Here is a 20,317-nt window from a genome sequence, read left to right as displayed (position 1 = left end):
CTGGCTCAGCCTGGCTCAAAAGCTCGTTCGAGCAGCCTGTTCGCATGCTGGCGGATCACCCCGGTAAGCGCCCCTTCGCAACGAGATGCGCCATTAAACGGCCGACCGCCTCGTCGACCGGCACCCGATCGGTTTCGATCGCAACGTCGGGTGCGAGCGGCGCGTCGAATGGTCCGGAAATGCCGGTGAAATGCGCAATTTCGCCGCGCCGGGCGCGTGCGTACAGATCTTTGGCGTCACGCGCTTCACACACGCGCAAGGGCGCGTTCACGAATACCTCGATAAAGCCGTCGCCGACGATTTCGCGCGCCGCACGCCGATGCTGATGCTCGGGCGAGATCACCGCGGCGATCACGATGAAGCCCTGCTGCATGAATAGCGCCGCGACGTGCGCAACCCGGCGCAGATTCTCGGTGCGGTCCTCGGGCGTGAAGCCGAGGTCCGCGTTCAGCCCGCGACGCATGACGTCGCCGTCGAGAACGATCGCGGGCTGCCCCGCCGCCGCGAGGCGCGCGTGCAATGCGCGGGCCAGGGTCGATTTGCCGGCGCCGGACAAACCGGTCATCCAGATGACAGCACCGCGCGCCGCGCTCATGACTTGCGCTCCGCACGGCTTGCCAATGCCGTGTGATCCGCGCGAGACGCCTCTTCGCGCGTGGCGTTACCATCCACGGCAGCCAGCTCTGACCCAAGAGCATTAATCAGCGGTTGCAACAGGTCCTGCTGCGGCTGCCAGCGCTGCACCGACGTTTTGTAAAGCGGACGACGCACCTGAGCCGAACTCGCCGTACTCACCGGGCGCGAGGTCTGATGAAACGCGAGGCAACGCTCATCCCAGTCGAGACCGCAATGCGCCAGCAAACGCCGGACATTGGGCTCAAAATTCTCCACCAGTTCTTCGTACCGGATTTCGATCATCACACCTTCAGGCAGTACGCGATGCCAATGCGCCATCAGCGCGTCGTAAGCGCGGTAGTAGCGGCCCAACTCGCCAAGATCGTAGCCGAATGGCACGTCGTGGAAAATCCGCGAAAAAATCGACAGGCAGGTCGGCACCGCCGAACGGCTGCTATGAATGAAGCGCGCGTTCGGCAGCGCCAGATGGATCAGCCCGACGTTGATGAAATTGAACGGGTATTTGTCGGTAAAGCGGCTGTAACGCGGCATGCCAGTGGGCGTTTCGCGCCGCATGTCCGGCAGCGCCGTGCGCATGCGGTGCAGATAGTCTGTGCCGAGCGTGCGCAATGACGTCGCGCCCACACCCTGCAATGCTTCGATATCGATCCGCAACGGATCGTCGAGAGGACGGCCGATGCAGTTTACCAGCGCCTCGCCAAACTCCGTGCGTTCACCGGCCCCAAACACCTGCGGATGGCTCGCGAGAATCTGTTCGATCAGGGTCGAACCGGAGCGCGGCATCCCGACAATAAAAATCGGCGCCGCCGACGCATCGCCCTGCTCGCGTTTCGCCGCCAGCACGTCGGCCGTCAGCACTTCGGGCAAATGCGCGAACAGGCCGAGCGTCTCGGCTTCGTCATAACGCACGCCGGCGCGGTACAACGCGTTGCCCTTCAGGAAGTGTTCGAACGATGCGTCGTTGCGGCCCATATCGGACAGCGCCTGACCATACGCGAAGTGAATCTCCGCCTGATTCTCCGGCGACAGCGTTGCTGCGTTGCCGGCGAGCTGCTCCATCGCGACGAACACCGGATCGTCGGCAGTCAGGCGCCTCGACTGCACGAAATTGCGGTAGTACATCGGCGTCTGCGGCGCACTCTCGATCGCACGGCGGTACGCTTCGTGCGCCTCGTCGAAACGGCCGAGCGCCTGCAGGCAGTTACCGAGGTTGTTGTACGAGCCATCGGCCTTCGGGTTCAGGCGGACCGCTTCGCGATAGGCGCCCACCGCCTGCTCCAGACGATTGAGCCGTTCGAGCGTCCAGCCGAGGCCGTGGTGCGAATCGGTGTCGTGGGGGTCGCACGCGATCGCTGCGTGATAGCGGATCACAGCTTCAGGAAGGCGATTCAGCGCGGCAAGCGTGGCGGCGAGGCGAGCGTGATTGATGGCGTCGGCCGGGTCAAGCGAACGGGCGGTTTCGAAATGCTCGAGCGCCGCTTCCAGTTCACCGCGGGCGGCGCAGGCGTCGCCCGCGGCGCGCCAGTCTGATGCGGCAGCTGGCTGTAGATCGTGCTTCATTGGCGGCCAGGTTATTGCAGGCTTCGCATGGGGCGGCCTGGGCTATCGGGATGCATGTTTTCGTCCGGCTTGAGCGCATTCGGCCGAACGCGGGAAATTGTCTGATGGGAAACTATCAGCCGCGCCCTACAGTTACGTTGCAAATAGTTAACCAACTGTTACCGCGCGATGAATCGGTAAGGAACGGGGTGAATGATCGGACTGGCGGCCGATATGGCGTTGGATCGCCTATGAGCGACAGACACGCCACGCAATCGGGTTCGCGCCGTAACCTGCGGACACAAATGCTGCTGAACTCACTGGTACGCTTTCTTCTCTGAAGCATAGATGCAGGCAGAAATGCGGGAGAAGATCATGGCCAGGTTCGTTGCGTCAGTGACTGTGTTGGCGTTGGTGGCAGGTCTCACCGGTTGCGCTGTCGCGCCGGGATACGACTACGCCTATGCGCAGCCGTATTACTACCCCGGCTATTACGGTTACGGCTATCCGTACGCGCCGGTCTACGGATCGATCGGCATCTGGGGCGGTTGGGGAGGTTCCTGCTGCTACTACCATGGCCACGGCGGGGGCTACTGGCACGGCGGCAATGGGTGGCGTGGCGCTAACGGCTGGCACGGTGGTGGCTCGGGGGGCGGCTGGCACGGAAGCGGTTACGGCGGGTCCCAAGGTGGCAGTTCGTGGAGTAGCGGCGGCGGGCACAGCGGACGTGGACGTTGACCCGTTGGCGGCGCTCGTAAGTGCGTCGTTAGTGCGGATAGGTTTGCATTGCACGACGTCAATGACGAAGCGCAAAAACAAAAACGGCGTTGTGATTTCTCACAACGCCGTTTCGCAAAACTGTGACTACCAGAATTCTTTGGGGTGGCTGATGGGGCTCGAACCCACGACAACAGGAATCACAATCCTGGACTCTACCAACTGAGCTACAGCCACCACTGACATCTGCTTGACTTGCAAGTGACTCGTTGCCGAGAAACTTGGCTCGTCGATGAAGAAACGAGATTATACGAACAAGAATCCCGCTTGCCTAGTCCTTTATTCAAAAATTTCGACCGGCTCGCGCAGATGCTGTCTTGCCTCGTCGAAGATGGTCAGATCGCGCGCCGCCAGGCGTTTGCTATCGGACAAAACACGACGCCATCCACGTGCACCCGCCTCACCACGATAGAGGCCGAGCGCATGGCGTGTGATCGAGCCAAGATACGTGCCCCGAGCCATTTCAGCCGCACAGTATTCGATCAGCTTCGCTTCGACCTGCTCGCGCGTAAGCGGCACCTCGGTTGAACCATAGAAGCGCGCGTCGACATCCGCGAGCAGATAGGGGTTGTGATACGCCTCACGCCCGAGCATCACGCCATCCACATGCTGAAGATGCGTCTCCACTTCATCGAGCGTCTTGATACCGCCGTTGATGATGATCTCCAGTTGCGGAAAATCGCGTTTCAACTGGTAAGCGTACTCGTATTTGAGTGGCGGAATCTCGCGATTCTCTTTCGGGCTCAAGCCTTTGAGAATTGCATTGCGCGCATGCACGACGAACACGTTGCAGCCCGCCTCCGCGATCGTGCCGACGAAATCGCGTACAAAGCCGTACTCCTCAACCGCATCGACGCCGATCCGATGCTTGACGGTAACGGGCACCGAGACAGCGTCACGCATGGCCTTCACGCAGTCGGCCACGAGTTGCGGCTCGTTCATCAGGCACGCGCCGAATGCACCACGCTGCACGCGCTCGGACGGACAACCGCAATTCAGATTGATCTCGTCGTAGCCCCACTGTTCGCCAAGCTTCGCCGAACGCGCCAGATCATCAGGCTCGCTGCCGCCGAGCTGCAAGGCAACCGGCGCTTCTTCAGGCGTAAACGCGAGGTGGCGCGGCACGTCGCCGTGCAGCAGCGCGCCGGTGGTCACCATTTCGGTGTAGAGCCATGTATGGCGAGAAATCACGCGATGCAGCGAACGGCAGTGGCGATCTGTCCAGTCCATCATCGGAGCGACTGAAACGCGGCGGGGACTGGGAGTGTGAGCTGAAGACATGGGGCGGCCAGACGGGCATGAATCAAACCGCAAGTTTACCGCAAGTGGACAAATGATCCGGAAGCACCGCCCGCAACCCTCTGAATTTCCTCAAATTCCACCCGAAACCCGCCCCTCCAGCCGGGTCTTTCAACAGCAAAAACGCCTGAATCATGGGGTCGAAACGTCGCGGAGCCCTGTCCGGTAAAGGCTCGGCCGATTATTCCAGTATCGAGAATAGTAATTTCGAATTATCGATACAAATTTTTGATAGTAGGGGTATACACTGCTTCCCATCGACGTTGCAGACACACCCCACCGGCCCCTGCGACGCCTTCCTGAATTGAAATCGAAACGTTTATCGGAGTCACACCATGAAGACCAAGCTCATCGCCGCCCTGCTGGTTGCTGTTTCTGCCTCGATCGCTGCGCCCGCATTCGCTAGCGGCTACGGCCCGGCACCGTTCTACCGTCCGTCGGTCGGCGCTCCGGCTTCGCAACAAGGCCAGAACGCGCAAACCGTCGCAGCTGAACGCAGCGATGCGCAATCGAACTCGTACGGTGGCGTGACGAACGCATCGTCGCGCTCGGGTGCGCGTAAGACGGATTCGGGCCCGCAATCGGTTTTCTTCGGTCAGTAAGCAAGTCGTTGAGCCTGCTGTCTACACAATAGACAGCGGGTTGCAGCAGTGGACTGGGCGCCGCGCATGACGAACTCATGCCGGCGCCCAGTTCCGTTTACGACGCGCCAGCCGTGTCTATCATGAATACGGCCGTCATATCGAATCGCGCTGACGCTGTTATCCCTTTCCGCTCTCGTCCGCTTCCGGCGCTTCGCAGAAACGAATCCGGTTGCCGAACGGATCGGTCGTTTCCAGCACTTTTCCCCACGGCAGCGTCTCAACGCCCGGTTTTCCATACTTGTAGTGCTTACGCTGAAGCTCGGCATGCAAGGCGTCGATGTCCCGCACCGGCACGAAAATGGTCGAGCCCGGGGTCGCATCGCCATGATGTTCGCTCAGATGCAGAACCAGGTCGGAGCGGCGCACCTGCGCATAGAGCGGGAAATTGTCCTCGAAGCGGTGCTCCCACTCGACGGTAAAACCGAGAAAGCCCACGTAAAACTCTTTGGCCTTCTCTTCGGAGAAGATGCGGATGATCGGAATGGCAGGCGCCAGATGCACAGCGGTCTCCAACGAGTCAGGGCAGGCCGGTCAGCTTAATCGAAAGCGTTGGCCGTTTCACGCGGTCCACGCGGTCCACGCGGTCGCAGCTAGGCGGCGAGGCCAGTATCGATCACCTCGCGCGCCGCCCGGAAACCCGCCTCTGCCGCGGCATGTTCGGTGCACCACAGGGTGTTGATATGCACGAGTCGCCACTCGACCACCACCGCGTCACCCCGCAACACCCGAAAATGCGCTTTGACGCCGGTCAGCACCTGCTCGACCGCGACCTCGATGTCGTAGTCCTGATAGCGCTCCTGGTAGTCCCCCATGTCGAGGCCCTTCGGCTCCATGCTTGCCTCCGCGGTGAAATGACAGCGGCCGTGCTTCTCCAGCGGGCCGCCAGACCGGCTCGCTGCGAGCTCCGTCTCAATCCTCATCGAACGCTCAATCGCAATCGCCGGAAAGATACTGCCGGCCGTTGCAGGTGATTTCGATCTCGCCGCTGCCGCCCTCGGCAGCGAGGCCGCCTGCCAGCAGCTCGGCCGTGACGGTCTGCGCAAACTTCGGCACAGGCTGTCCGACGCCGACATCGTTCAGACGCCGCAAGGCTTCAATCGCTTCGTGACTCAATGACTTTGACATGGCCGTCTCCGTCGTGACGCTCAATTCATCGTAGCAAGTTTTGGGGACATACGCAGAGACGCCTCGCAGCGGGAAGCGGCGCATCAGGTGCAATGCGATGGGCGTCGGAAACCGCAACGGCAGGGGCAACCGCAACGACAGCGAGTAAGCGAATTTTCCGCGCAATGCCGGGTCTATCGACGAAGGTGACAGCAACTCGACATGGCAAGCGGCATCGCCCGGGAGGATCAGATGAAGCGAAGCGGATTGGCAGCGCTGACGGCAGGCGCCGCGCTGCTGGTATCAGGCGTGGGAAGCACGGCGGTGCTCGCGGCACAGCAAAGCGCAGCCGCGTCGATGGTGAAACCGCCGGAGGCGGCCTCGGGCGCAGGCAGCGCGAGCAATCCGGACAATATGCCGATCAAGCGTCCGCGCGAATCCACCAACGACAAAATGATGCACGAGCCGCCCGCCAGCGGCGCCAACGCCAAATAAGCGCCGGCGCGCCGCGGCATCGGCATCGAAGAACCGCTCGAAAACAGCGCGCGTGCCTTACAGCCGCGCGATCGACACCTCCGTCGATTTCACCAGCGCGACCACTTCCGAGCCGACCTTCAGGTCGAGCTCGTCGACCGAGCGCGTGGTGATCACCGAGGTGACGATACCGAACGGCGTATCCACGTCGACTTCGGACACGACCGGTCCGCGGATGATCTCCTTGACCTTGCCTTTGAACTGATTACGTACGTTGATGGCGGAAATGCTCATATCGGGTGGCTCCAGAGAAACGGTTGAAAACGGTCAGTCAAGGGATGTCAGACGGCCCAGCGGACCTCTGTCGGCCGCCGGAAGCGGCCTTCGTCACGTGCGTCATCAGCGCGGTGGGACAGCGCGTCGTCGTTCGGCGCCGTCTTCAGTACGCGTTGCAACACATGTTCTTCAAGCGCGGCAAAACCTGCCGACGTACGCGCTCGCGGGCGCGCAAGCGGCACCGGCTGATCGAGCGCGATGCGCCCTTCTTCGATCAGCAGAATGCGGTCGCCCAAGGCCACGGCCTCGTGCACGTCGTGAGTCACCAGCAGCGCGGTGAAGCGATGCTCGCGCCACAGGCGTTCGATCAGCGCGTGCATTTCAATGCGCGTCAACGCGTCGAGCGCGCCGAGCGGTTCGTCCAGCAGCAGCAATTGCGGCCGGTGCACCAGCGCCCGCGCCAACGCCACCCGCTGACGCTGGCCGCCGGACAACTGCGCGGGCCAGTCATTGGCGCGCTCCAGCAGGCCAACCTCGGCGAGCACGGCGCGTGCATCGTCACGCGCGCTGCGGCCGAGGCCCAGCATCACGTTTTGCAGCACGCTCTTCCAGGGCAACAGGCGCGCATCCTGAAACATGATGCGGGTGTCGAGCGCGCGGCCATCTTCGGCACGCTTTTCGAGCACGCCCGCCGTGCTCTGTTCGAGGCCCGCGACGAGCCGCAGCAAGGTCGACTTCCCGCAACCGCTACGGCCGACAATCGCCACGAAACTGCCGCGTTCGATCGACAGGTTGAAATCCGACAGCACCTTGCGCTCGCCATACTGTTTGCCGACGCCGCGCAGTTCGACCGAATAGTCGGCGCTACGGCGCGCATCGTTGCGCGCGAGCGCTCCCGCCGACGGGACCGAACCCACGCGGCGCTTATCGTGCGCCGGATCGGCGCGATCGAGTCCTGCTGCTTCGTCGGCGTCGTGATCCACGGTGCGCGGTTGAGCCAGTTCGGCTTCTAGATCGCTACCCGCGATGCCGCCGAACGACGCTGAAAAGGTCGTCGCGCTCATGCTTTCGCTCCTCGTTGATAGGCCGGATGCCAGCGCAGCGAGACGCGTTCAAGGCTCTTGGCCAGCATGTCGGCGAGCTTGCCGAGTGCTGCGTACAGCAGGATCCCGACCACTACGACATCGGTTTGCAGGAACTCGCGGGCATTCATCGTCATGTAGCCGATGCCCGATTGCGCGGAAATGGTTTCGGCGACGATCAGCGTGACCCACATCAGTCCAAAAGCGAAACGCACGCCCACCAGAATCGACGGCAGCGCGCCCGGGAACACGACATGCCGGTACAGCGAGAAACCCTTCACGCCATAACTGCGCGCCATTTCGATCAGATTGGGATCGACCGAGCGGATGCCGTGAAACGTGTTCACGTACACCGGAAAAAACACGCCCAGCGCGACCAGAAACACTTTCGCTTCTTCCTCGATACCGAACCACAGAATCACGAGCGGAATCATCGCCAGCGCGGGGATGTTGCGGATCATCTGCACGGTCGAGTCGAGCGCGACTTCGGCGGGTTTGAACAGACCCGTCGCGAGGCCGAGCGTGAGCCCGATCCCGCCGCCGATCGCAAAACCCGACACCGCGCGCCACGTGCTGACCTTCACATCCGCCCACATTTCACCGGACTGGATCAGCGACCATGCGGCCTTCACCACCGCCAGCGGTTCGGGCAGCACGCGCGTCGACAGAATGCCGCTTCGCGCGGCGAACTCCCACGCCAGCAGAATCGCGAGCGGCGCGAGCCACGGCACGACGTGCGCGCCGATGCGGCGCAGCACGCCCGCGCCCGCACTTCGTTCCACGCTCACAGTGGATTGAGCCATGATTGCTTTCCTTGTTGCTTGTCGAAGGATGTCGCTACGGACGCGGCACGCGTATTCAGCTCGCGCTCGCCGCCTTCGGCAAATAGTTGTTGCCGACGATCTCGCCGAACGGCCCCGACAGCGGTCCACCCGCGATCTTGCTCTGACGTCCCGGCAGCAGCGGAAACACGAGTTCGGCGAAGCGATACGATTCTTCGAGATGCGGATAGCCGGACAGGATGAAGGTGTCGATGCCGAGCTCCGCGTACTCGTTCATCAGCGCCGCGACCTGCTCGGGATTGCCGACCAGCGCCGTTCCCGCACCACCGCGCACGAGCCCCACGCCCGCCCACAGATTCGGATACACCTCGAGTTCTGCGCGGCCGCCACGCTTGCCGCCGTGCAACGCGGCCATGCGGCGCTGTCCTTCGGAGTCCATCTTTGAAAACGATGCCTGCGCACGGGAAATGGTTTCGTCGTCGAGCTTGCTGATCAGCTTGTCGGCGGCGGCCCATGCTTCTTCTTCGGTCTCGCGCACGATGACGTGGAACCGAATGCCGAACTTGATCTTGCGGCCACGCGCTTCGGCGCGGGCGCGAATGTCGGCGATCTTCTTCGCGACGGCCGCAGGCGGTTCGCCCCACGTCAGATACGTGTCGATGTGATCGCCCGCGATGTCATGCGCAGCCGCCGACGAACCGCCGAACCACAGCGGCGGATGCGGGTTCTGCACCGGCGGATACAACGCCTTGCCGCCCTTCGAGGTCAGATGCTTGCCGTTGAACTCGATCGCGTCGTTGGTATGCGAAGCGGCAAGCAGCTGGCGCCAGATATGCAGGAACTCGTCGGTGATCTCATAGCGCGTGTCGTGATCGACGAACACGCCGTCGCCTTCCAGCTCGGCCGCATCGCCGCCCGTCACCACGTTGATCAGCAGACGCCCATTCGACAGCCGATCGAAGGTGGCGGCCATACGCGCCGCCAGACCCGGCGATGAAATGCCCGGACGGATCGCCACCAGAAACTTCAGGCGTTTGGTGGCGGCGATCAGGCTCGAGGCGACGACCCACGCGTCTTCGCATGAACGGCCGGTGGGCAGCAGCACGCCTTCGTAGCCGAGCGTATCGGCGGCGACGGCGATCTGCTGGAAGTAGTCGTAATCCGCTGCGCGTGCGCCTTGGGACGTACCGAGATAGCGGCTGTCGCCGTGCGTCGGAATGAACCAGAACACATTCATTTGCTGCTCCTGCTTTCGAAACTGGATTGAATGGAAACGGTGCGTGGAGTGAATGCGCACACGCCGGCCGCGCGCAATCACCCGGCACGCGGCCAGGGCGATGCATCGCAAAAGGAAACGGAAAAGGTTGCGCTGAGCGCAGATGCGCTCGACTCAATGGGCGGCGGCGGCAACTGCCGTCTGCATGGAGAAACAGTCTATGGATCGGGCGGCGGCTTTTGAACGATTTTTTTTAGCTTAGGTTTTCCACTTTCGTGATTAGCCCGACGCTAAAGCATACGGTTGTTGCGCCTGATGTACGCGTGAAAGCGTGTGCCCCTCTATATAATGGCGCACGTTTCCAATAATCCGGCGCGGGCCTCGCGAGCCACGCCTGCCTCAGTTCTCGCGGTGCAATGCATGCAAAAACTCATCCTGCCGTTCGTCGCCGGTTTTCTGGCTTCCCTGTTTTTTCATGAATCGACGCTCGCGCTGCTGCATGCAGCAGGCCTGATCGACCCCACCGGTTTTTCCACCGCACCGTTTTTACCGCTCGGGCTGCCCGAATTCATCGCCAACGCGATCTGGAGCGCATTCTGGGCGGTGCTGATGGCGTGGCTCCTGCGCGTCGCGCCTGAACGGCACGCACCGTGGGTGCCGGCGTTCGTGTTCGGCGGCATCGTGCTGACGGCGGCGAGCGTGTTCGTGGTCGATCCGTTGCGCGGCATCTGGCCGAGCGGCAACATGCTGCCGCGCCTCGCGGTAGGTTTCGCGGCGAACGCGATGTGGGGTTGGGGCGCACTCGTATTCATGCGCGCGTTCATGGCGAGCGAATATGAAGACTGAGGCCTCGCTGCCTGCCTGAATACAACCACGCTATGCCGTTGCGGGCATCCGCATAGCGTGTATCGCTGTAGTGGCCGCCGCCTAGCCGTGCAGATCGCGCAACGGGTGTTCGTTTGCCGGCCACGGGCTTTCGAACATGCGGGCCACGTCGGCGGCGCCGACGTCTTCGATGCGCGCGAAGCGCCAGCGCGGCGCGTTGTCCTTATCGATGATGCGCGCGCGAATCCCTTCAACCGTGTCGCCCAGCGCGAAGCTCGTACGCGTCAGGTCAAGATCGCAACGCAGCACATCGGCCATCGAGCCCTCGGCGCGTGTCACCACTTCCAGCGACACCGCCATCGACAGTGGCGAGCGTTCGCGCAACACGGCGATTGTCTGTTCGGCCCAATCGGCCGCCTCGCCCTCGCGCTCTTTTGCGAGCGAAGCGAGAATCTGCGCGACATCGGGCAAGGCGAAATGCCGGTCGATCAATGCGCGCGTATGCGCCAGCGACGAAGCCTCGGGAGCCGGCGTGACCTGATACGCCTGCGTCTCGCGCGCCACGCACGCCACTACATCCGCGCCCCGTTCGAACACTTCGCTACGCAATGTATCCACTAACGCGGGCAGCGCCGCATCGTCGATATACGCGTCAGCGAGGCCCGCATAAAGCGCATCGGCCGCACCGATCGTCTCGCCGGTGACCGCCAGATAGCGCCCGAGCGCGCCCGGTGTGCGCGACAGGAACCAGCTCGAGCCAACATCGGGAAAGAGACCGATGCGGGTCTCCGGCATCGCCATCTTCGTTGAATCGGTCACGACACGCAGTCCGCCAGTACGATGCGCGCCCTGCGAGATGCCCATGCCGCCGCCCATCACGACGCCATTCATCAAGGCGATATACGGCTTCGGATACGTGAAGATCGCGTGATTGAGCCGGTATTCCCCGGTGAAAAAGGTATCGCGGACATCATGCTCGCCGCGCTGCGCCGACTCGTACAGAAAGCGAATATCGCCGCCCGCGCAGAACGCGCGCGGATGCTGGCTGCGCACCACCACGGCGAACACGTCCGGGTCCTCGCGCCACTGGTCGAGCGCCGCGTGCATCGCGCGAATCATGCCGGTGGACAGCGCATTGAGCGCTTTTGGCCGCTCCAGTTCGATGAAACCGATGTGGTTGGCTACGTAAGTCGCGACTTCGTCGCTAAAGGCGGGCGAGGCGGGCGAGGCGGAAATGGACATGGAGAGCTAAGCGCGACGGCGCAAAATGAAATTGGAACAGAACGTTATCACGCACTCGCGGCTTTGGCCCTGGCGGGCTTTTTTGTGGCGGGTGACGTTGCAGATGCGGTGACGGAGTCAGGCGGCGTTTTAGCCGCCTTCTTACGTTCCCGCGAAGGGCTGGCGGCGCCGGGCGGCGCTGCACCAAGCCAGGCATCGAGTGCGACGCCGACCACTGTATCCAGCGGTGCGCTCGGAAACACCGGGCAGGTGAGATTGAGCGCGACGATGCCGTGCATGGTCGCCCAGAACGCCTCGGCCCACACCGCCACGTCCGTGGATACGGACAGGCGCCCCGCCTCTTTCAGCTGTTCGAGCGCGTCGATCATGATGCGCAGTGCTGCGTCGCCCGGGTCGTCGACGGGTTTCGGCGGTGCGCCGCCCTCCACCGCTGGCGGCAGGTCTTCGGCAGCGGAGGTAGCCGGAGCGGCCGTTGCGGCAGACGCGGCCTTGCCACCGAGCGCCGCGCCGGTATAGCTCGGATCTTCCATGAAGATCAGCCGGTAGGTTTCCGGATGCGCGACACCGAACGCCACATACGCGCGCCCGAGCGCCTTGAGCCGTTCCGCCGGATCGACGATCTGCGCGAGCGGCACGAAGGTCTCCAGCAGTTGCGCATAGCCTTCCGCGCACAACGCCTGCGCAATCTCGTCACGGCTCGCAAAGTGCAGGTACAGCGTGGCCGGCGAATATTCGATGGCGTCGGCGATCTTGCGCATGGATAGCGCGGCAAAGCCTTCGCGCATCACGATACGCCGCGCGGCATCGAGGATGCGTTCGCGCAGTGCCTGCTTCTGGCGGTTTTTTCGTTCAGCGATTCCCATGACGAACATTTTCCGGTTGACAAACTGAAAAGTCAAATTAAACTGAACACCGTTTACTGAACACCGTTCATTAAATTTTCTCAAGTCAATCAACACCCGGCGCGATTCGTGCCGTTTCGAGGAGTCGTCATGCAAGCCACAGGAAAAACCGGTTTATTCGGCGCCGCGGGTGCGGCGGGTCAAAGCATTGCGGCCGCTCTGAGCGCGGCGGGCCGGGATTACCGCGTGGTCGGCCGCTCGCGTGCGCCGCTCGAGGCGGCCTTCGGTCATGATCCGCGCGCGGAAATCGTCACGTGGAATCCGGACGATCCAGCGTCGATCAGCGCGGCCGCGGCGGGCCTGCAGACAGTGATCTACCTGGTCGGCGTGCCGTATGACCAGTTCGCCGCGCATCCGCCGCTGATGGAGAAAACCCTCGCCGGCGTGACGGCAGCGGGTGTCGAACGCTTCATTCTGATCGGCACGGTTTATCCGTACGGCCGCGCGCGTAGCAATCCGGTGAGCGAGGAACATCCGCGTGAGCCGCATACGTTCAAGGGCAAGATGCGGCTCGCGCAGGAAAATCTGGTGCTGGCGGCGCACGGCCGCAACGGTCTCGCCACGCTGGTGCTACGTCTGCCCGATTTTTACGGCCCGGGCGTCGAGCGCAGTCTGCTCAACGGTGTGTTCGAGGGCGCCGCGCACGGCAAGCGCGCGCAAGTGCTCGGTCCGGTGGATGTGCCGCACGAATTCATTTACCTGCCGGATATCGGGCCGGTGGTCGAGACGCTCACGCGCACGCCAGAGGCGTATGGCCGCTGGCTCCATCTGGCCGGCGCCGGCACGATCGCGCAGCGCGACGTGGCCGGCGAGGCCTATGCGCTGGCGGGCCGCGCACCAAAGTTGATGGTGGCCGGCAAGACCATGCTGCGCGTGCTCGGCCTCTTCAACCCGCTAATGCGGGAGCTGGTGGAGATGAATTACCTGATGACCGAACCGCTTGTGCTCGACGACACCGCGCTGACCCAGCTGATCGGGCCGATCGCCAGGACCTCGTACAGGGACGGCATCCGGCAATCGTTCGAAGCCGCGCGTCAGGCGGCATCGGCAAATGCCACGGCGCGCCGGACTACCGCGAAAACCGCCTGATGGCAGGTGTTTTGCGCGACAGGAGTGTCTGAAGCGGGAGATGAGGCGGTGGATCAGCCCGCCACGTTGCCAGGCGGAAAGTGGCCGCTCCTGAGCAGGACAGGCGTGCCGTTGCTGATCTGCAAATGTTCGCGCGCTACGGCCTCGATGCGCGTACGTCCAGCGTCGAACGCTCGCATCCAACCTTCGAGGTCCTCGGTGTAGGCGCCGAAGTGATCTTCGAGCGCTTCGACCGAAATCGCGCACGGCACCGGTTCGCCGTCGACCAGCACGGGAAACACAACGGTCAGATTGGAGTCGCGGTAAGCAGGCGCGTCCGCGGGAAACCGAATTTCCATGGTCGCCTCATCAGAAGGATCCGGCACAAGACGGGCGCCGGCCGGAACAGGCCGGCCGGCTCGAGTAACGCCGATATGGTACTCGCCCGCCCGCATCGCGGTCCAGCCTGCCACGCCGTCTTCCTCCATGTTGCACGCGGCCTGCCCGATCAAGGCAGCGCGCTTCTCAGCGCTGCGCGTCGACGGATTCGAGCAAGCTTCCCAGCCGGGGCGGCCCCGCGGAAATCGAACCATCCGGTTGCACTTGTGCCGCTTCAACCGGTCGAACAGGATCACCGGCACGGTCCGTGCTGCCGCCTTTTCAAGTTCAGCGAGCGCAATATGGGAAAATATTTTCTGCAAAACCACGAACTGCCCGAACCGGATGCGGCAACCAAATGGTTTGCCTACGCCGAAAGTCACGGCATCGACATTCCGAAAGCCATCAGCATCTGGGAAGACGCGGCCACTGAAAAAGGCGTGGAAAGCCGCCGGCAGGTCAGCGCGGCAGGCATCACGATCGAGTCGGCCGAACCTTGACGGCCGCCCTCGCCGTGCGTAGCACGCCATGAATATCTATTTGAAAGGAAACATCACGATGCACTTCACGACGCACCTGCGCCGCTCCGGCCACCTCCGATCCAGCCGCGCAGCGCTTGCTCTGGTCCGCCGGGCGTCCCTGTACGCTGCCCTGCCCGCCGCCATGCTGCTCGGCGCGGGCCTTGGCGGTTGCGCATCGTCGAACACCACCTCGCTGATCAATCTGCCGAATGGCCAGACCGGTTTTGCGGTGAATTGCAGCGGTGCCGACGCCGGCTCGAGCTGGGCCTCGTGCTACGTGCAGGCCGGCAATGCATGCGGGGCGACCGGCTATGACATCGTGTCGAAAGATAACGACGAAGGCGGCACGGCCGGCGGGAGCGTCACAAACGTCGTCTCGGCCAACGTGAAAAACCGCTCGATGATCGTGCGCTGCAAGTAAAGCACTGCAACCGCAGTGCGTCTGAACGGCGCTTCAGTGCGCCTGCATCTTTGAAAACATGTTCAGCACGGCAACACCGGCAATGATCAGGCCGAGCCCGATAATCGCCGGCAGGTCCGGCACCTGCCGGTACATCACCACCGCCACCAGCGTAATCAGCACGATGCCGGCGCCGGACCACACCGCATACACGATACCGACGGGAATGCTCCTGAGCGTGAGCGACAGGCAATAGAACGCGATGCCATAGCCGAGCACCACCACTACCGCGGGCACGAGCCGCGAAAATCCCTGCGACGCCCGCAGCGCTGAGGTCGCGATGACTTCGGCAACGATGGCAATGGCGAGTAGCGCATAAGGAGGCACTCGCATCGGCTCAGGCCTTTGCCAGCGCGAGCTTGCTGTAGTCCTGGCCGAGATGTGCGCACAGTGCTTCCACGACCAGTTCGTGATCGGCACGCTGCGGCAAGCCGGACACCGTGATCGAGCCGATCACGCCGGCGCCTGCCACCGTCAATGGGAACGCACCGCCATGCGATGCATATTCCGTGGCCGGCAACGCGTGCTTGTCGGCGAGCGTGCTGCTCGCCTGCTGCATCTTCAGGCCGATGGCGTACGAGCTGCGCCGCAAATGCGCGACCGTGTTGCTCTTGCGGCGCACCCAATCGACGTTGTCCGGCGTCGCGCCGTCGAGCAGACTGAAGAACAGCGGCTGACCGAACGTGCGCACGTCGATGGCGACGGCAATCCCACGCGCCTTGGCGACCTCGTGCAGATAGGCGCCGACCTGCCATGCTCGGTCAGCATCGAAGTGGGGAAACACCAGCGCTTTTTCCTGAGCGACGATGACCTGCAGATCGTGAGCGATATCCATGGAGTTCAGAGCAAGGTAAGAAGTGAGGCGCGCGCCGAACGGCATGCCGGCGCGCGAAGGGAAGCTGAATTCTAGCGCAGTGCCTGATCAAGACCTTCCAGCATGCGACGCCGTCCATGCGTAGCGCGACTTCGGGACTCGCAGGGCCACGCTTTGAAACCCCGCGCGTGCGCTCATTGAAGTCGGTTCTTAAACAGCTATTGCAAGGATCCGCGCTTTGCCCTATAATCTTTTCTTCGACGGACGCGGGGTGGAGCAGTCTGGCAGCTCGTCGGGCTCATAACCCGAAGGTCGTAGGTTCAAATCCTACCCCCGCAACCAAGTATTCAAGTGGGTTCGAAACGTCGAAAACATCATCAGAGGCTTGCCCCACCGGCAGGCCTTTTTTGTTTTCCGCTCCCGGTTCGTTCTGCCCTGTTCCGCGGTTAGCCAGCCACGCAAAGAAATATTCTTCGACGCACCAATCTTCGACACAACAGGTCAGGCCGCGCCGTACGAAGCGTGCTTGCACACAGGCGCCCATCGCCGCCGCTCCACTTTGATTTCATCTGCACTCCAAACAGATCGGCCCCGCTTCCTGCCGCCACTAACCGACGCGCGCGCCGACGCCAGCACACCGTCATGCCCGGACCTCAGAAAACTTCCGGCCCAGTGATAAACTCCTATCACCCTTTCTCGTCCCCTTCCTATGAAATTCTGTTCTGTCTGCGGCCACGGCGTCAGCCTGAGCATTCCGCCGGGTGACAACCGCGAGCGCTTCGTATGCGGCAGTTGCGGTACGGTGCACTATCAGAATCCGCGCAACGTGGTCGGCACCGTCCCGGTCTGGGACGACAAGGTGCTGTTGTGCCGTCGCGCGATCGAACCGCGCTACGGCTACTGGACATTGCCCGCGGGCTTCATGGAAATGGGCGAAACCACAGCGGAAGCCGCCTCGCGCGAGACGCTGGAGGAAGCCGGCGCGCGCGTCGAGGTACAGAACCTGTTTTCGCTGCTGAACGTGCCGCACGTGCATCAGGTGCATCTGTTCTATATGGCGCGCCTGCTCGATCTCGACATCGAGGCCGGCGAGGAAAGCCTCGAAGTGAAACTCTTCGAGGAGCACGAGATTCCGTGGGACGAGATCGCCTTTCCCACGGTCGGCCAGACCCTGCGTTTCTTTTTCGCCGACCGCGTCGCCGGCAGCTTCGGCCTGCACACGGGCGATATCTTCCGCTCGCTGCGCGAAGGTTGAGCGGCACGCATGGTTCCCTGGCTCGGACCTGACGATCCGTTTCCATCCGTTGAACGCGCGCTCGGCGCGGCGAGCGGCGCACCTGGTCTGCTCGCCGCCAGCGGCGACCTGCTGCCTTCGCGCCTGATCGACGCGTACCGGCGCGGCATTTTCCCGTGGTATTCGGACGGCCAGCCGGTCTTGTGGTGGAGCCCGGATCCGCGCATGGTCCTGCGTCCCACCGAATTCAAACTGTCGCCGTCGCTGCGCAAAACCCTCAAGCGCGTGTTGCGCGAGGACGCCTGGGAAATCCGCGTCGATCACGACTTCGCCGCCGTGATGCGCGCTTGCGCGCAAGCGCCGCGACGCGGTCAGCGTGGTACGTGGATCACCGCCGACGTGGTCGAAGCCTATTCATCTCTGCATCGGGCAGGCGACGCGCACAGCATCGAAACCTGGTTCGAGGGCAAGCGCGTAGGCGGTTTGTATGGCGTGTCGTTTGGCCGGATGTTCTTCGGCGAATCGATGTTCGCGGACGTCACCGATGCGTCGAAAATGGCGCTGGCCGCGCTTGTCGGACACTTGCGCCGTCACAAAATAGAAATGATAGACTGCCAGCAGAACACGTCGCATCTGGCGTCGCTGGGCGGTCGCGAGATCGCGCGCAAGGCGTTCATCGCGCATGTTCGCGCGTCTGTCGACGCAGAGCCGATGCCATGGCGCTTCGACAAGACCGTACTGCTCGAGGTCGTCGCGCCGGCGGCGTAACGAGACAGACCAGAAAGAATCGGGCCGAATCCGGATCCGCTGCGCATTGCGCGCGGGTCACGAGCCGCAAGGCACGCCGGGTTTGCATTACCAGAGACGCTTCGAGAGCTGCCAACGTGACTCATCCCAACGAGCTGCCTCTTTCTCCGCTTTCCGCGCTGCAATTTTATGCAACGGCGCCCTATCCCTGCAGCTACCTGGACGGGCGTATCGCCCGCTCGCAAGTCGCCACCCCGAGCCATCTGATCAACTCCGACGTCTACACGGACCTCGTCAAGGCGGGCTTTCGGCGCTCGGGCGTATTCACTTATCGTCCGTATTGCGACGGTTGCCGGGCGTGCGTGCCGGTACGCGTGCCGGTCGACCAGTTCGAGCCGAACCGCACGCAGCGTCGCGTCTGGAAGAAGCACGGCGAACTGATTGCCAGCGTCGCGCCGCTCCACTACGACGAAGAGCACTACGCGCTGTACATGCGTTATCAGTCAGCGCGGCACGCGGGCGGCGGCATGGACCGCGACAGTCGCGATCAATACGAACAGTTCCTGCTGCAAAGCCGGATTAATTCGCGGCTGGTCGAATTCCGCGAGCCGCTGCCGGATCATCCACGAGCGCCAGGCATCCTGCGCATGATCAGCATGATCGACATCCTCGGCGACGGGCTCTCGTCGGTCTATACGTTCTTCGAGCCGGATCTGCCGCGCAGCAGCTTCGGCACCTACAACATCTACTGGCAGATCGAGCAGGCGCGCAGCCTGAAGCTGCCCTACGTGTACCTCGGGTACTGGATACGCGAGAGTCCCAAGATGGCGTACAAGGCGAATTTCCGGCCGCTCGAAGGCCTGATCGACGGCGCGTGGCAAGTGCTCGACCCGGCCGGCGTAGACCTCCCACCGGTCGATCTGGCCATTCACGGCAAGCGCGGGCCGGTGCGGCCGTAGCATCCTTGGCCTGGGGCAATGTCCGCCGATACGCGGATACACGCAAACGCGCAAGCCCAGGCAGCCGCCCGTCGCGCCCGCGACTCGATCTCACGCTCGATCTCATTAATGCCCCAAAGCCGGTAAAATGGCGGGTTCCCATTTTCCGGCCGCCCGGCTTCGCCCTGTGTTCAGTTCCCTCTACCCGCTCGTACGCGCCCAACTCTTTCGCATGGACGCGGAAGACGCTCACCACCTGACCTTGCGCGTCCTTGGCGCCGCTGGCCGCACCGGCGTCGCCGGCGCGCTCGCGCCGCACGTGCCGGATGCGCCGCGCACCGTGATGGGGCTGACGTTCCGCAACCCGGTCGGCCTCGCCGCCGGCCTCGACAAGGACGGCGCCTGCATCGACGGTCTGGCCGCACTCGGCTTCGGTTTCATCGAAGTAGGCACAGTCACGCCGCGTGCCCAGCCGGGCAATCCGAAGCCGCGCATGTTCCGTTTGCCGCAGGCGGGCGGCATCATCAACCGGATGGGTTTTAACAACGCGGGCGTGGACCAGTTCGTCAGGAACGTGCAGGCCGCGCGCTATCGCGGCGTCCTCGGGCTGAACATCGGCAAGAACGCCGACACACCGATCGAGCGCGCCGCCGAAGACTACCTGTACTGCCTCGAACGTGTGTACCCGTTCGCCAGCTACGTGACGGTCAACATCTCGTCGCCCAATACGAAGAATCTGCGCCAGTTGCAAGGTGCGGGCGAACTCGACGCACTGCTCGCCGCGCTCAAGGACAAGCAACTGCGTCTCGCCGACATGCACGGCAAGCTGGTGCCGCTTGCGCTGAAAATCGCCCCGGATCTCGACGACGAGCAGATCAAATCGATCGCCGATACGCTGCTGCGTCACCAGTTCGAAGGCGTGATCGCCACCAACACCACGCTGTCGCGTTCCGCCGTCACCGGCATGCAATACGGCGACGAAGCCGGCGGCCTGTCGGGCAAGCCGGTGTTCGACGCATCGAACGCAGTGATCCGCAAGCTGCGCGCCGAAGTCGGCGAAGCGGTGCCGATCATCGGCGTGGGCGGCATTTTCTCCGGCGAGGACGCCCGTGCGAAGCTCGCGGCAGGCGCATCGCTGGTGCAGCTGTACACCGGCTTCATCTACCGCGGCCCGGCGCTGGTGGCCGAATGCGCGCAGGCACTGCGCTGAGCGCGCAGCGCACGGCTCTCGACGCGCGGCGCCCGACGCACGGCGCCCAACGCACGGCGCCCGATCAATCCGCAGCCCCGTAATATAGACATAAACAAACAGTATTTAGGTTTCGATAGTCTGTCTTGTTATGCTTTCGTCTGCTAAAA

Annotated in this window: 27 protein-coding genes and 2 tRNA genes; 13 read left to right on the top strand and 16 right to left on the bottom strand. The window is 63.0% G+C overall.

Going from position 1 to position 20,317, the window contains the following annotated elements; all coding sequences use genetic code 11:
• Positions 1-55: 55 nt before the first annotated feature.
• Together cysC and PQR27_RS08045 are read right to left on the bottom strand one after the other, a co-directional pair.
• Positions 56-595 carry an adenylyl-sulfate kinase gene (gene cysC, locus PQR27_RS08050; protein WP_408523097.1) on the bottom strand — a complete coding sequence of 180 codons (540 nt, stop codon included), beginning with the start codon at positions 593-595 and terminating at the stop codon, positions 56-58.
• Positions 592-2,196, bottom strand: a complete 1,605-nt coding sequence (locus PQR27_RS08045) for a tetratricopeptide repeat-containing sulfotransferase family protein (protein WP_408523096.1) — start codon at positions 2,194-2,196, stop codon at positions 592-594. The genes cysC and PQR27_RS08045 overlap by 4 nt, the downstream gene beginning before the upstream one ends.
• A 354-nt stretch (positions 2,197-2,550) precedes the next feature.
• Between PQR27_RS08045 and PQR27_RS08040 the strand changes: the two genes are divergently transcribed.
• Complete coding sequence (locus PQR27_RS08040; RefSeq protein WP_408523095.1) at positions 2,551-2,913, top strand: hypothetical protein; 363 nt, start codon at positions 2,551-2,553, stop codon at positions 2,911-2,913.
• A gap of 140 nt (positions 2,914-3,053) precedes the next feature.
• Here PQR27_RS08040 and PQR27_RS08035 read toward each other — a convergent pair.
• Together PQR27_RS08035 and dusA are read right to left on the bottom strand one after the other, a co-directional pair.
• A tRNA-His gene (locus PQR27_RS08035) sits at positions 3,054-3,129 on the bottom strand.
• A 102-nt stretch (positions 3,130-3,231) separates the two neighbouring features.
• The gene (dusA, locus tag PQR27_RS08030) at positions 3,232-4,233 is read right to left on the bottom strand and encodes a tRNA dihydrouridine(20/20a) synthase DusA (protein ID WP_408523094.1); all 1,002 of its coding nucleotides are present in this window, start codon (positions 4,231-4,233) and stop codon (positions 3,232-3,234) included.
• A 353-nt stretch (positions 4,234-4,586) separates the two neighbouring features.
• Between dusA and PQR27_RS08025 the strand changes: the two genes are divergently transcribed.
• Positions 4,587-4,853: a hypothetical protein gene (locus PQR27_RS08025; protein ID WP_408523093.1), complete on the top strand. Its 267-nt coding sequence runs from the start codon at positions 4,587-4,589 to the stop codon at positions 4,851-4,853.
• A gap of 159 nt (positions 4,854-5,012) precedes the next feature.
• Here the strand turns inward: PQR27_RS08025 and PQR27_RS08020 are convergent, their stop codons facing one another.
• The 3 genes from PQR27_RS08020 to PQR27_RS08010 all read right to left on the bottom strand — a co-directional run bounded on the left by PQR27_RS08020 (position 5,013) and on the right by PQR27_RS08010 (position 6,020).
• Positions 5,013-5,396 carry a glyoxalase superfamily protein gene (locus PQR27_RS08020; RefSeq protein ID WP_408523092.1) on the bottom strand — a complete coding sequence of 128 codons (384 nt, stop codon included), beginning with the start codon at positions 5,394-5,396 and terminating at the stop codon, positions 5,013-5,015.
• A gap of 89 nt (positions 5,397-5,485) precedes the next feature.
• On the bottom strand, positions 5,486-5,728 hold the full coding sequence (locus PQR27_RS08015) for a DUF6566 family protein (RefSeq protein WP_408525437.1): 243 nt from the start codon (positions 5,726-5,728) through the stop codon (positions 5,486-5,488).
• 94 nt (positions 5,729-5,822) lie between these two features.
• On the bottom strand, positions 5,823-6,020 hold the full coding sequence (locus PQR27_RS08010; RefSeq protein WP_408523091.1) for a hypothetical protein: 198 nt from the start codon (positions 6,018-6,020) through the stop codon (positions 5,823-5,825).
• A 231-nt stretch (positions 6,021-6,251) separates the two neighbouring features.
• On the opposite strand from PQR27_RS08010, the gene PQR27_RS08005 reads away from it, so the two are divergent.
• The gene (locus tag PQR27_RS08005; protein WP_408525436.1) at positions 6,252-6,494 is read left to right on the top strand and encodes a hypothetical protein; all 243 of its coding nucleotides are present in this window, start codon (positions 6,252-6,254) and stop codon (positions 6,492-6,494) included.
• Between the two features lie 57 nt (positions 6,495-6,551).
• Here PQR27_RS08005 and PQR27_RS08000 read toward each other — a convergent pair whose 3' ends face one another.
• Genes PQR27_RS08000 through ssuD form a run of 4 tightly spaced genes read right to left on the bottom strand, consistent with a single transcriptional unit; the run spans position 6,552 to position 9,850 of the window.
• Positions 6,552-6,767, bottom strand: a complete 216-nt coding sequence (locus PQR27_RS08000; protein WP_011488137.1) for a TOBE domain-containing protein — start codon at positions 6,765-6,767, stop codon at positions 6,552-6,554.
• A gap of 47 nt (positions 6,768-6,814) precedes the next feature.
• Positions 6,815-7,813, bottom strand: coding sequence for an ATP-binding cassette domain-containing protein (locus tag PQR27_RS07995; RefSeq protein WP_408523090.1), 999 nt, complete (start codon positions 7,811-7,813; stop codon positions 6,815-6,817).
• Positions 7,810-8,634, bottom strand: coding sequence for an aliphatic sulfonate ABC transporter permease SsuC (gene ssuC / locus PQR27_RS07990; RefSeq protein WP_408523089.1), 825 nt, complete (start codon positions 8,632-8,634; stop codon positions 7,810-7,812). Before ssuC ends, PQR27_RS07995 begins: the two co-directional genes overlap by 4 nt.
• A 55-nt stretch (positions 8,635-8,689) precedes the next feature.
• The gene (ssuD, locus tag PQR27_RS07985) at positions 8,690-9,850 is read right to left on the bottom strand and encodes an FMNH2-dependent alkanesulfonate monooxygenase (protein ID WP_408523088.1); all 1,161 of its coding nucleotides are present in this window, start codon (positions 9,848-9,850) and stop codon (positions 8,690-8,692) included.
• 30 nt (positions 9,851-9,880) lie between these two features.
• On the opposite strand from ssuD, the gene PQR27_RS07980 reads away from it, so the two are divergent.
• The gene (locus tag PQR27_RS07980) at positions 9,881-10,072 is read left to right on the top strand and encodes a hypothetical protein (RefSeq protein WP_408523087.1); all 192 of its coding nucleotides are present in this window, start codon (positions 9,881-9,883) and stop codon (positions 10,070-10,072) included.
• Between the two features lie 177 nt (positions 10,073-10,249).
• Entirely contained in the window at positions 10,250-10,675 is a 426-nt protein-coding gene (locus PQR27_RS07975) for a hypothetical protein (protein WP_408523086.1), read from the top strand.
• Between the two features lie 81 nt (positions 10,676-10,756).
• Here PQR27_RS07975 and PQR27_RS07970 read toward each other — a convergent pair whose 3' ends face one another.
• Together PQR27_RS07970 and PQR27_RS07965 are read right to left on the bottom strand one after the other, a co-directional pair.
• Complete coding sequence (locus PQR27_RS07970) at positions 10,757-11,896, bottom strand: enoyl-CoA hydratase/isomerase family protein (protein WP_408523085.1); 1,140 nt, start codon at positions 11,894-11,896, stop codon at positions 10,757-10,759.
• Between the two features lie 47 nt (positions 11,897-11,943).
• Positions 11,944-12,759: a TetR/AcrR family transcriptional regulator gene (locus tag PQR27_RS07965; RefSeq protein ID WP_408523084.1), complete on the bottom strand. Its 816-nt coding sequence runs from the start codon at positions 12,757-12,759 to the stop codon at positions 11,944-11,946.
• Positions 12,760-12,888: 129 nt separating this feature from the next.
• Here PQR27_RS07965 and PQR27_RS07960 point away from each other — a divergent pair, with 129 nt between their 5' ends.
• On the top strand, positions 12,889-13,887 hold the full coding sequence (locus tag PQR27_RS07960) for an NAD-dependent epimerase/dehydratase family protein (RefSeq protein WP_408523083.1): 999 nt from the start codon (positions 12,889-12,891) through the stop codon (positions 13,885-13,887).
• Positions 13,888-13,940: 53 nt separating this feature from the next.
• Here PQR27_RS07960 and PQR27_RS07955 read toward each other — a convergent pair whose 3' ends face one another.
• The gene (locus tag PQR27_RS07955) at positions 13,941-14,225 is read right to left on the bottom strand and encodes a DUF1488 family protein (protein WP_408523082.1); all 285 of its coding nucleotides are present in this window, start codon (positions 14,223-14,225) and stop codon (positions 13,941-13,943) included.
• A 321-nt stretch (positions 14,226-14,546) separates the two neighbouring features.
• Between PQR27_RS07955 and PQR27_RS07950 the strand changes: the two genes are divergently transcribed.
• Complete coding sequence (locus PQR27_RS07950; RefSeq protein ID WP_408523081.1) at positions 14,547-14,744, top strand: hypothetical protein; 198 nt, start codon at positions 14,547-14,549, stop codon at positions 14,742-14,744.
• A gap of 58 nt (positions 14,745-14,802) precedes the next feature.
• Positions 14,803-15,186, top strand: coding sequence for a hypothetical protein (locus tag PQR27_RS07945; RefSeq protein ID WP_408525435.1), 384 nt, complete (start codon positions 14,803-14,805; stop codon positions 15,184-15,186).
• Positions 15,187-15,219: 33 nt separating this feature from the next.
• Here PQR27_RS07945 and PQR27_RS07940 read toward each other — a convergent pair whose 3' ends face one another.
• The gene (locus PQR27_RS07940; protein WP_408525434.1) at positions 15,220-15,552 is read right to left on the bottom strand and encodes a DMT family transporter; all 333 of its coding nucleotides are present in this window, start codon (positions 15,550-15,552) and stop codon (positions 15,220-15,222) included.
• A gap of 10 nt (positions 15,553-15,562) precedes the next feature.
• The gene (locus tag PQR27_RS07935) at positions 15,563-16,060 is read right to left on the bottom strand and encodes a heme-degrading domain-containing protein (RefSeq protein WP_408523080.1); all 498 of its coding nucleotides are present in this window, start codon (positions 16,058-16,060) and stop codon (positions 15,563-15,565) included.
• A gap of 244 nt (positions 16,061-16,304) precedes the next feature.
• Between PQR27_RS07935 and PQR27_RS07930 the strand changes: the two genes are divergently transcribed.
• The 5 genes from PQR27_RS07930 (at position 16,305) to PQR27_RS07910 (ending at position 20,168) form a co-directional block, all read left to right on the top strand.
• Positions 16,305-16,381: transfer RNA gene (locus PQR27_RS07930), tRNA-Met, on the top strand.
• A gap of 367 nt (positions 16,382-16,748) precedes the next feature.
• Positions 16,749-17,294 carry an NUDIX hydrolase gene (locus tag PQR27_RS07925; RefSeq protein WP_408523079.1) on the top strand — a complete coding sequence of 182 codons (546 nt, stop codon included), beginning with the start codon at positions 16,749-16,751 and terminating at the stop codon, positions 17,292-17,294.
• A 9-nt stretch (positions 17,295-17,303) separates the two neighbouring features.
• Complete coding sequence (aat, locus tag PQR27_RS07920) at positions 17,304-18,041, top strand: leucyl/phenylalanyl-tRNA--protein transferase (protein ID WP_408523078.1); 738 nt, start codon at positions 17,304-17,306, stop codon at positions 18,039-18,041.
• A gap of 116 nt (positions 18,042-18,157) precedes the next feature.
• Complete coding sequence (locus PQR27_RS07915) at positions 18,158-18,979, top strand: arginyltransferase (protein ID WP_408523077.1); 822 nt, start codon at positions 18,158-18,160, stop codon at positions 18,977-18,979.
• Positions 18,980-19,106: 127 nt separating this feature from the next.
• Positions 19,107-20,168 carry a quinone-dependent dihydroorotate dehydrogenase gene (locus tag PQR27_RS07910; protein ID WP_408523075.1) on the top strand — a complete coding sequence of 354 codons (1,062 nt, stop codon included), beginning with the start codon at positions 19,107-19,109 and terminating at the stop codon, positions 20,166-20,168.
• Positions 20,169-20,317: the final 149 nt, after the last annotated feature.

This window comes from Paraburkholderia fungorum (genome assembly GCF_046027215.1).
Lineage (GTDB): Bacteria > Pseudomonadota > Gammaproteobacteria > Burkholderiales > Burkholderiaceae > Paraburkholderia > Paraburkholderia fungorum_D.
Note: the sequence above shows the minus strand (reverse complement) of the source record. Positions and strands in the feature narration are given on the sequence as shown.